Here is a 9,527-nt window from a genome sequence, read left to right as displayed (position 1 = left end):
TCATGAGGTAAGCTTCAGCTCATCCTTCGAAAAGGACTTGCATCCACTCCCTCCCAAACCGCACGTACACCTCTCGATGTATACGGCTTTCCGCTTATCATTTGCGGTGTTACGAATGAATTAAATTATGGCATTCGGGGCATACCACGAGTGTTTTCCGTCTCCTTTTTCGCATGAGTAATACCCACTCTGTATTTCCCTTTAAATCTTTGAGTTTCTTAACTTGGTGTATTACCAGATTTCTACAGTCTTTTTGGCATAATTCACAAGTATGACGTTCCACTCTCTGTTTGAGAGTGTTAGTTTTGGCATATTTTGAAAACTGCGGAAGCTCGCTTACATTATCAAACTTTGTAGCACATTCCTTCCGTTTATAACCATCCCTGTAGAATGTTGTTGTTTTCATTCCCTGCCTTGTTTCATACGCAACTGTAAATAATTCGTTTCTGCAATATCTCCGCTTAATCTCATGAACATTCGTCTTATACTTGCACGCAAATGTTTTATACATGCTGTATTTCATTACATTGGCAAATCTCCCTATTTTAAAGGAGTCATTCGCTATGGAGTAATAATTATATAGTCCACGGACTTCTGCATTGTATCTTGCGAGAATTTCAATATCGCTCTGGTTTACCAGTTTTCCCCTATGAAGGGCTACAAATCTCTCTTTTCCGTTTTCGTTGATTTTGATTTTCATTGCTTTGTATTCAATTAACTTACCTACCCATTTTTCGCGTGGAACATACAGTTTAACAACTCCTGTCTGACATCTCTGAACCCTTCCGTTAGAAGCCTTCTGTAGCGTCTGCGCTCTTGATACCGTAATGTCGTAACCTAGAAATCTTGCTCTGTTTCCAGTGTGCGTAACCTTTGTCTTAGTGTCTGACATTTCTAATTTCAATGCTTTTTGCAGGAATATTTTCACGTCTTTCTTGATAGCTTCTGCGTCTGCTTTGCTACCAATAACCCCGATGATAAAATCATCCGCATATCTCGTATACTGCACCCTTTTATAATTACTGTCGTTATAGACGTACGGTGTTGTAGATTTTTCAATCATTTCCAGTTCCTTAAGATTTTTGCATCTGATTTTCTTTTCTTCATCAGACAGACTATCCCATATCTCTCTGCCCTTTTTCCTATATCTGTATGCCTTACCGACACTGGACTTATATGCAGTAGAAAAATGTTTCTTCTTGGCTTCTGTATTGAAGTTTTCTGCATAATTTTCCATAAATTTGTCCAATTCATGAAGGTAAATATTTGCCAGCACTGGACTGACTCCCGACCCCTGCGGCACTCCGCTATAGGTTCTGTTGAATGTCCATTGTTCCATATATCCTGCTTTTAGGAATTTCCATATAAGCTGGATAAACGCTTCGTCATCAATCCTCTTTTTCAAGAGGTCGATAACTACATGGTGGTCGAAACTGTCAAAACAAGCGTGTATATCTCCTTCCACAAACCAGTTCGCACCAGTAAAGGTGTTCTGTATCTGTTTCAGTGCTGTCTGACAGCTTCTGTTTGGTCTGAACCCATGTGATTTATTACTGAACACAGGCTCATAAATACTCTCCAAAATCATCTTAACGACTTCCTGCACGAGTTTATCATCCCCCGACTGAATACCCAGAGGACGTTTTTTACTGCTGTTTTTCTTTGCAATATATTCTCTTCTTGCAGGCTTAGGTTGGTAACTTCGGTCTTTTAAGGATAAAATAATCCTCTCAATTCTCTCGTTACCCATGCCATCAATCGTTGTTCCATCAGCTCCGGCAGTCATACTGCCATCATTTGCGTAGATATTTTTATACGCAAGCCAATAAAACTCCGGATTGTACAGATTTCTGTATAATCTCTGAAATCTGTAAGTTTCATTCTTTGACTTTTCCATCAAATTTTTCAATACCTCAGTTGGATTTCTCAATGCCTCTCGCACCTTCCTTCATTTTAGTATTTTCTGATAAGCTGCTCCCCTTCGCCATGTGAACGTCATTAACGTCTCGGACTACTATGGGAGCTGTGTGACCATGCCTGTTACCAGGTTTAGGTCATCCCCAGTTAGTAAATACAGGATTAGCATTCAGTGTTGTCGGCACCGACTTTCGCCATTTATCCGCTGTCTTGCGGTTGCTCTTTCATGAGTATCGCTTGCTTTCATAACTGCGAAATGAAACCAACATGAAAAGCATACGTTTCAATCCTTTTCGTATGCGGGGCACGGGTTCCCCCACTCTGGCTATCGTTTAGGCAGTTTAGCTTTGTACCTCATACACTGATTTTTATTCTTAAATGTTCTGACGCATAGGATTAGCGCCTTTCCTATTTACGTTCCAACTGGAACAACAACATGCTACACTCCCCTTCGGGTTTCCCCTCTCGGATAAGTTGTAGAATAATAGGTTGTGATTTTTCATCACCTGATACTTTTACCTACCGCTTGCTAAAGGCGGTATCCTGTAAGTACCACGTCGCCAATTTATATTGCGCTGGCGACTTCTGGGCGCACGCAGTTGCCCACGATGCTTTCCCACTGTTTCTCAAAGAGGGCTTTAAGCTGTGCCAAGTTCTGCAAAATAATACTGACTGACACACCTCTGGAACGCATAACGCTCAAAATCTTGTCGAAGTCATCGGGCAGCGAAACATTCGCAAATTCGTCCATGATGAAATGGCAATGGACGGGCAGGCTGCCGCCGTACTTGTGGTCGGCAAGATAAAAAAGCTGTTGAAAAAGTTGCGTGTATAGAATCGACACAAGAAAATTAAAACTTGTATCGTTATCTGGGATTAGGGCAAACAGAGCCACTTTCTTTTCGCCTAAGCTCGGCAAATCAAGCTCGTCTGTGGCGGTAAGACTTGCAAGGCTCTCCAGATTGAATTTTTCAAGCCTTGCGGCAAGGGTTATCTGGATGCTCTTTAGCGTCTTGGCAGAGCCAGAGTGATAATCCCGATAATACTTGAGTGCGATATGCTCTGGGTTTTCCATTTCCAGACGGTCAAACAGTTCATCAAGGGGGCTTACATAGCTGTCGTCGTCCTCCTTAACCTCGCCTGCACGAAGCAGCTCCATCACCATCGGGAAATTCTGTTCGTCTGGCGGGGCTTCGTATTTCAGGTAGAACACAAGGGAGAGGAGCAGCATACTCGCCGCCGTATCCCAGAACGGGTCTTGCGACTGACTTCCTTTCGGCGTGGTCGCCTTAAACAAGTTCGTTACAAGACGCTGCACATCGTTGTCGCTCCGAAGATAGACAAACGGGTTGTAGCAATGGCTCTTGTGCATGTTGATTAAATCAAGCACCCGCACCTCATAGCCTTTCTTTTCAAGCAAACCTCCCACATCCCGCACGATTTCTCCCTTTGGGTCTAAGATGACCATCGAAGTGTTGCACTGCATGGCGTTGGGCTTACAAAAGAAGCGGGTCTTGCCCGCACCAGAGCCGCCGCAGACTAAGATATTTAAGTTGCGGCGGTGCTTCCTCCCGTCCAGTCCGATACGGACATTCTGGGTTAAGAGCTTATTCTGGGTCGGGTCTTTATCTCGGTACTTTTTATTAAGCGTACCTGCGTTGCCCCATTTTGCCGAGCCGTGTTCCTCCCGTTTGCGGTAGTTCCTGCGTGTGGAGAGATAAATGCCGATGCCCATCCCGTAGGCAAGCAAAAAAATAAGGACAGTTTTCACGCTGTCCTCACATACCGTTATCTGAAACGGCTGATTGATTGCTTCGGATAAACCTCCGATTATCTCCACGATGCCGCCGTCCACATATGGGGCGGTCAGCAGGGCAAACCACACAACAGGCACAATCCCGCAGGCGGCAAGGATTAGGCTCGTCCTGTTCTCATCGTTCCTCATGGCACTTGCAGTTTACGACACGCACCTTTTTGGTCGGGGCGTGGGCTACCGTGCTTATCAGCTCGTCAACAGGGTCAGTGGGGCGTTCCTCCTGTATCTGCTGCGTCCGCAGGGTATTGAGTGCGTTCAGCACGATATTCTTATCGTACTTATCAAGGGCGATGTGGTAGCGTTCTTCTTTCATCGGCTGCACCTCCCATTAGCGTTCCTGTTCCTTCGACTTCGGCGGCTTGTTCTTCTCCATGCTCTTATACATATCGCTCTGGATTTCGCCCAAAACATCACGCATTGAGCCAAGCTCGCCTTTGAACGCCTGCGTATCCATCCCCTCATACTCTTTGGGTAGCTTGCCAAAGTTAAATCCTCTGGTGTCCACACCGTAACGGGAACTTACCATATAGGCGACGCAGAAGGATTTGAAATCGGATGCGTCACGGCTCTCATTGTATTTGAAATCGAAAACCGCCGCCGCAACCTCCTTCGATATACACACGAAAAGCTGTTCCTCTGAAAGCCCCGTCCTGACAAAGATAGTCTGCTGCGAGCTGTCATAGAAAGCGGGTACTTCCAGTTCCTCCACGGGCTGAAAATTGGCGGGGCTTGCGTCAATCATTGCCGACGCCAAATCCCGCATGGTCTTTGCTTCCTGCGGCTGCTGCCTGTCCTTTGCAGAGGTTTCGGAAACATCGTAGACCTCTTTAGCATTGTAGCCGACAGCCTTTGTACCATCATTACGGGTATATTCCTTACTCGGCTCAAGGATAACGACTTTCCGTGCGTCCTTATTCACATAGACACGGTTATTCTTCCAAGCCGATTTTTCTTTGAGCTGCGTCGCTTCGGGCATCTGCGCCGCCACCAGAATGGCGTTATTGACAGAGTAGCGGTCAAACCGCCCCTGCACATCAAGATACTGCTGAAACACACCGCCATCTGCCATCATCTTTTCGCAGGTGTTGTCAATCAGTTCATAGGCTTCCTGCCTTTGCGCCTGTTTCTGGGCAGCCCATTCCTCTTTGTTAAAGGGGCGGCTGCCGCCGCTGAATACATCATAGATACTCATTATCTTGCTCCTTTCGATTTTTTCGGTTTCTTCCGCTTCGGCGGCTGCTCATGCTCCGTCTTTCCTGCGGGCGGCTTCTTCGCCTTATCGGAAGATTTCTCCCTGCCGACAGGGGAAGCATCGGCTTCCTGTTCCTTTCGGCTCTCCCTGATTTTCCGCAGTTCTTCTTTGACCGACGGCTTTTCCGCCTTAGTCATAGTAGCCCCCTCTGCGGATTTCTTTGGCTGCTCTGAGGTAGGCTCGGACAGAGGGGATTTTTCTGTCTTTGCCACCGAGGGGTTTGGGGCGTTTTCCTCTTTCTGGACGGGCTTGCCCATGAGGGCGTCAAGCAGCTTGTCTTTTTCTGCTTTCTCCTGAACGCCGATGTCTGGCTCTGGCTGACTATCCTTGCCGTCCTTCGCCGCAGATTTCCCGTCTTTGGATTTTTCCGCTTCGGTCACGATAGATGCGGTATCCACCGAAGCAAGATGGAAGCGTTCTACAATACGGCTGATTTTGGAAGCGTCCTCGGCTCTGGCAATCACATCCACTTCCGCATTGGGGTCTTTGTTCTTACGGTCTGTGAGGACGCAGTAAAGGACGCCGTACTTTTTTGCCTCCTGCGTGAATTTCTGCAAATCGCCACGCTTGACGGTAAAGACCTTTAACTCCTTGCCAGAACGCAGCATACTCGTCAGCCTCGCCTTGCCTTTGGTTTTCTTTTCTTCTTTCAGAATGGAATACAGGAGTATGGCGATATTCTTCGCACCTGCACCTGTGATTTTGGCAGCGACTTCAAATCCCTCCAAGCTCATCCGCACGATTTGTTCCGCCGCTTCGCCGCCTGTGTTCATCTTTCCTCAGCTCCTTTCCTTGCTGTCTGTTTTCGTCTGCCCGTATCACTTTCAGTTTCTCTTTGAGGGTATCGCTGCGGGCTTCGATGCCCTCGCACAACCTGACCTCCTTCCGCAAAAATTTCATTCGCTCCGTGATTTCTGAAAGTCTTGCTTTGACCGCTTCTTTTTCTTCGCCGCCTGCCTTGCGGCTCTGGGAATAAAGCCCCTTACGCTGTTCGGTCAGCTCAGCCATTTCGGATTGCAAAGAGCTTTTATAATCACAAAGCTGCTCCGTGGTGTCGATGTGACAGCGGCAGAGCAGCCTTGTTTCCTGTGTGATGGCTTCCATCTTCATCAGGTCGTCCTTCAGGAGATAATGAAGCCGTGCATAATTGGGTTGTTTCTTTTTCGGCAGGATACCGAGCTTATAGCAGTAATGGAGATACAGCCCACGCAAGCCGCCGATTTTCTTGGCGTCTTTTAGTGAGCCTTTCAGCCGATAGACCGTGACCTGCTTGGTCAGTTTGGAAAACCTCTGGAATTTGACCGCATAAGAATTTCCCTTGATACGCTCCACAATCCTCTCATTGGTGTAATCCTCTCCGAGCTTGTAGAGCCGCTTCGGTCTTTGCCATCCTTTCCCGATAATCGTCCAGTATTTGCGGTTGGGGTCGAAGCTCACTCGGTATCCCATTTCCGCCATCTGGCGGTCAAAGTCCTTGAGGGTAAATGATTTGGAGATGGCTTCGTCCACCGCCTGCCGTGCCACATTATCCCGTGTGGGTCGCCCCTCCTTTTCCGCTTGGTAGAGAGCGTAGGGCTTTTTCTTCCCGCTTGGGTGTTCGATGACAGACAGGGCATACTCCCTGCATAGCTCATCGGAACGCTTACGGAGCAGCCGCAGATTTTTCTTGTTGTCGTGGTAGTGCTTCCCGTCTGTGAAAGAAACAGAATTGACGACAAAGTGGTTGTGCAGGCACTCCGTATTTAAGTGGGTGGCGACAATGACCTGAAACCTGCTGCCCCACATCTTCTCCGCCAGTTTTACGCCCACCTCATGGGCAACCTCTGGCGTGACCTCTCCGTGCTTAAAGCTCTGGAAGCCGTGGTAGCAGACAATCTCGCTTGTATCGTTCCACTGAAGCTTAGCAATCATCATCTCATCCCTCGCCGTGGCGGGGTCGCAGTTGACGCCCGTAACGAAAAACCGCTGCTCGGTCTTGTCCTTGTTGGTGGCGTACTCCATCACATCCACCATCGCCTGTAACTCGCCCTCGCTGTATTTCGGGTTGGCGGTCTTTTCTGGGTTTTCGGCATAGTCGATTGGGTGGTCGAGCCTGCCTTTCACATCCCATATCTCGCAGACCGCCATCAGCCCGTCTGCTTTCTGGGGAGCAGGTAGGTCTTGCTGACCTCCAGACGGAAGTCACGCCACCGCTTGGCTTCCTCACGAAGCATGGGAGCGTCCACGAAGTCAAGGGCGTTGGCTTTCGCCGCAAGCTGGTTGATACGGTTGCCGATAGCCGACAGCTCCCGCATTATCTGGTAAAACTCTGGGTCGGGCTTTTCGCAAAGGCGGTAACCCATCAGCATGGAACGTAGCAACGCCTCCTTAGACCGCCCAGATTTTGCCACAAGCTCATAGAGGTAGGCGGCTTCCTCGTCATTCAGACGGAACAGTATCTGCACATTTCTTTTTCGCATCGCAGTCCTCCTTTCTCTCGGAGAGCCTGTTAATCTGAAGCAAGCACATAAAGACAACGCCGATGACGCTGCCGAGCATCGTGCCGATGAGGAAGAATAAAAACTCACTCATTTTTTATGACTCCTTTCCTGACCGCCACGCTTGGGCGGATATTCTTTTTCGGGGTTTCAGGGGCAGCCCCCTGACAAGCGAATTTGGGCGTCCATCGGGAGATGGATAACCAAATTCAGTGCTTGGTAAGACATTGCTCAGTCCCCGTCCTCCAGACGGCATTCTCCGCACATCGGGCAGAAGTACGGACATTCCGAACAATCCTCGTGCTTCAGACACTCGTCCTCACCCTCATCGGATGGGTCAATTTCCTTTTCACCATCCCCGTCTGCTTCCGCAATATCAGCTTCGCCGCAGACAAAATCTTCATCAGAAAAGTCGATAAGGTCGGTGTCAAAGAGGATGACTTTGAGCTTCTCCGCCGCCTGTTCTGGGCTGTCGGCATAGACGGAAATGGTCTTTTCATAGTGTCCTGTGAGCGTTACTTCATACTGTTTCAATGGTTAAAATCCTCGCTTTCATTCTTAAATTTGGTGTGGTCTGGCGGTCTTTCTTAATATAAAATCTGCTGCACAATCAACGGGCATCCCTCCTTTCACAGTGGGGATTTTGCTTTGCAAGCCCCAGATAGGACATTAAAAAATCGTTGACATCCTTGCCGACTGGCGGCGGGGCGTCAACGATTTTATAGTCTTTCTGCAATAATTCTTTTAGGGCGGCGGTACAGAGCCTGCCTGTCTTGTCGTTATCCAAGTGCAGGATAACGGTCTTAATCTGCGGATTTTCACGCAGGTAAGTGGATAGGGCAATGGGAATTTTGCTCTCCGAGAGTTCCTTTTTGGGCTGATACACGCCCGACAGGGAGAGCAGGTTTACCGCCCGATAATCCTTTCCCTCGCACTTGAGGTAGGTGGCATAGGACAATAAATCAATAGCAGCTTCAAATAGATGCACCTTGTCTGTCGGCTCTCTTGCCAGAAGTCGGAACGAATACCGCTTGTCGCTGCCCGATGCATCGCCCTTAAAGGAGCTGCCAACTGTACTCCTGAGAGCCGCATACTTTGGCGTTCCGCTTTTGTCCTTGCCGACAAAAACAGCGTTGTGGTACTTCCTGCTCTCGAAAATAATGCCCTCCGCAATACACTCCTGAATGAGCGAAAAGTCAATGCCACGCCCGAACAGGTAATCCGTCACTCGGTCTGCATTACCGTTTTTCTCTGGCAGGAGCAGCACCTTTGGCTTATCTTTCTTTATGGCAGGGGGCGGTGGTTGCCACTCCGCCGTAATGCCTGTGAGAGCTTCGACAGCTTCCACAAAACTGTACTCCCTGACCTTGATGAGATAATCGAGGGCGGAAACACCGCCGATACCTCTTGACCACCAGTACCATTTGCCGTTGGAAATCTTTAAGCTGTCGTGTTCCCTCGTACAGTAGACATTGCCCGCCACACGCTTTAGGTTACTCGGCTCGTACCGTTGCAGGTAGGAAAGCAAGTCCATCTGCCGTGCCTGCTCGATGACCTCTGGGTCAAGCTGCACATAGGGTCGGTTACTTCTCATTCAATCATCATCACCTCCAGAAATAGAAAAAGCCAAGGGATTTTCCGTTAAGAAAACCTCTTGGCTATGTAAACGACGGCATCAGCTTCACGCCAACGCCGTCGTTTCTTTGGTCAGTCCGTTATAAAATTCCTGCTTTTTTCAGATAACCTACGCTGTCATAGCAGCCACGCAGGTAAACAGACTGCAATTCCATATCCGTGAGCTGATTTTTAAGCTCCATTACTTTGATAAGAGCCGCACATTCTTCCTTTGTCAGCTCCGCCGCCTGCTCGCTGTCGCACACGCCTAAGATGGCGGGATATTTCCCATATAGGCTCTCAATCTTGTCCTGCAACGCTTGGTATTCCTCGTTTTCCTTACTCAGCTTTGCGATGACAGAGCTTAAATATTCGTTGAAGATATTGCTGTGGACATCTACAAAGGTTTCAAATCTGAACGCATCAGACACCGCTATCACCTCCGACATTT

At 48.4% G+C, this 9,527-nt stretch carries 10 protein-coding genes and 1 pseudogene; all 11 read right to left on the bottom strand.

Annotation, left to right across the window (positions count from 1 at the left end):
- Positions 1 to 109 precede the first annotated feature (109 nt).
- The 11 genes and pseudogenes from T363_RS0110765 to T363_RS0110720 all read right to left on the bottom strand — a co-directional run bounded on the left by T363_RS0110765 (position 110) and on the right by T363_RS0110720 (position 9,525).
- Positions 110 to 1,930: a reverse transcriptase/maturase family protein gene (locus T363_RS0110765; protein ID WP_031475749.1), complete on the bottom strand. Its 1,821-nt coding sequence runs from the start codon at positions 1,928 to 1,930 to the stop codon at positions 110 to 112.
- A gap of 582 nt (positions 1,931 to 2,512) precedes the next feature.
- Positions 2,513 to 3,862 (bottom strand): annotated as a pseudogene (locus tag T363_RS0110760) (VirD4-like conjugal transfer protein, CD1115 family); the annotation flags it as partial.
- The gene (locus T363_RS0110755; protein ID WP_031475745.1) at positions 3,849 to 4,046 is read right to left on the bottom strand and encodes a hypothetical protein; all 198 of its coding nucleotides are present in this window, start codon (positions 4,044 to 4,046) and stop codon (positions 3,849 to 3,851) included. The gene T363_RS0110755 and the pseudogene T363_RS0110760, both read right to left, overlap by 14 nt.
- Positions 4,047 to 4,061: 15 nt before the next feature.
- Complete coding sequence (locus T363_RS0110750) at positions 4,062 to 4,925, bottom strand: hypothetical protein (RefSeq protein ID WP_031475743.1); 864 nt, start codon at positions 4,923 to 4,925, stop codon at positions 4,062 to 4,064.
- Positions 4,925 to 5,758, bottom strand: coding sequence for a PcfB family protein (locus tag T363_RS0110745; protein WP_031475741.1), 834 nt, complete (start codon positions 5,756 to 5,758; stop codon positions 4,925 to 4,927). The genes T363_RS0110750 and T363_RS0110745 overlap by 1 nt, the downstream gene beginning before the upstream one ends.
- The gene (locus tag T363_RS0110740; protein WP_031475739.1) at positions 5,700 to 7,112 is read right to left on the bottom strand and encodes a relaxase/mobilization nuclease domain-containing protein; all 1,413 of its coding nucleotides are present in this window, start codon (positions 7,110 to 7,112) and stop codon (positions 5,700 to 5,702) included. Before T363_RS0110740 ends, T363_RS0110745 begins: the two co-directional genes overlap by 59 nt.
- Positions 7,112 to 7,444, bottom strand: a complete 333-nt coding sequence (locus tag T363_RS0110735) for a plasmid mobilization protein (RefSeq protein ID WP_031475737.1) — start codon at positions 7,442 to 7,444, stop codon at positions 7,112 to 7,114. The genes T363_RS0110740 and T363_RS0110735 overlap by 1 nt, the downstream gene beginning before the upstream one ends.
- Complete coding sequence (locus T363_RS15655; RefSeq protein WP_078097016.1) at positions 7,404 to 7,556, bottom strand: DUF3789 domain-containing protein; 153 nt, start codon at positions 7,554 to 7,556, stop codon at positions 7,404 to 7,406. Before T363_RS15655 ends, T363_RS0110735 begins: the two co-directional genes overlap by 41 nt.
- Before the next feature lie 137 nt (positions 7,557 to 7,693).
- Complete coding sequence (locus tag T363_RS0110730; protein ID WP_031475735.1) at positions 7,694 to 7,996, bottom strand: hypothetical protein; 303 nt, start codon at positions 7,994 to 7,996, stop codon at positions 7,694 to 7,696.
- 76 nt (positions 7,997 to 8,072) lie between these two features.
- Entirely contained in the window at positions 8,073 to 9,056 is a 984-nt protein-coding gene (locus tag T363_RS0110725; RefSeq protein ID WP_031475733.1) for a DUF3991 and TOPRIM domain-containing protein, read from the bottom strand.
- 121 nt (positions 9,057 to 9,177) lie between these two features.
- Positions 9,178 to 9,525 carry a DUF6664 family protein gene (locus T363_RS0110720; RefSeq protein ID WP_031475731.1) on the bottom strand — a complete coding sequence of 116 codons (348 nt, stop codon included), beginning with the start codon at positions 9,523 to 9,525 and terminating at the stop codon, positions 9,178 to 9,180.
- Positions 9,526 to 9,527 lie beyond the last annotated feature (2 nt).

The organism is Agathobaculum desmolans ATCC 43058, assembly GCF_000701665.1.
GTDB classification, from domain to species: domain Bacteria; phylum Bacillota; class Clostridia; order Oscillospirales; family Butyricicoccaceae; genus Agathobaculum; species Agathobaculum desmolans.
The sequence above is the reverse complement of the archived record's forward strand: the minus strand, read 5'-3'. Positions and strand labels throughout refer to the sequence as shown.

Bases quoted from the DNA above. Each gene is read 5' to 3' on its own strand.
- T363_RS0110725 (WP_031475733.1), bottom strand. From the start codon at position 9,056: ATGAGAAGTAACCGACCCTATGTGCAGCTTGACCCAGAGGTCATCGAG.
- T363_RS0110740 (WP_031475739.1), bottom strand. From the start codon at position 7,112: ATGGCGGTCTGCGAGATATGGGATGTGAAAGGCAGGCTCGACCACCCA.
- T363_RS0110750 (WP_031475743.1), bottom strand. From the start codon at position 4,925: ATGAGTATCTATGATGTATTCAGCGGCGGCAGCCGCCCCTTTAACAAA.
- T363_RS0110745 (WP_031475741.1), bottom strand. From the start codon at position 5,758: ATGAACACAGGCGGCGAAGCGGCGGAACAAATCGTGCGGATGAGCTTG.
- T363_RS0110720 (WP_031475731.1), bottom strand. From the start codon at position 9,525: ATGTCGGAGGTGATAGCGGTGTCTGATGCGTTCAGATTTGAAACCTTT.
- T363_RS0110755 (WP_031475745.1), bottom strand. From the start codon at position 4,046: ATGAAAGAAGAACGCTACCACATCGCCCTTGATAAGTACGATAAGAAT.
- T363_RS0110735 (WP_031475737.1), bottom strand. From the start codon at position 7,444: ATGCGAAAAAGAAATGTGCAGATACTGTTCCGTCTGAATGACGAGGAA.
- T363_RS15655 (WP_078097016.1), bottom strand. From the start codon at position 7,556: ATGAGTGAGTTTTTATTCTTCCTCATCGGCACGATGCTCGGCAGCGTC.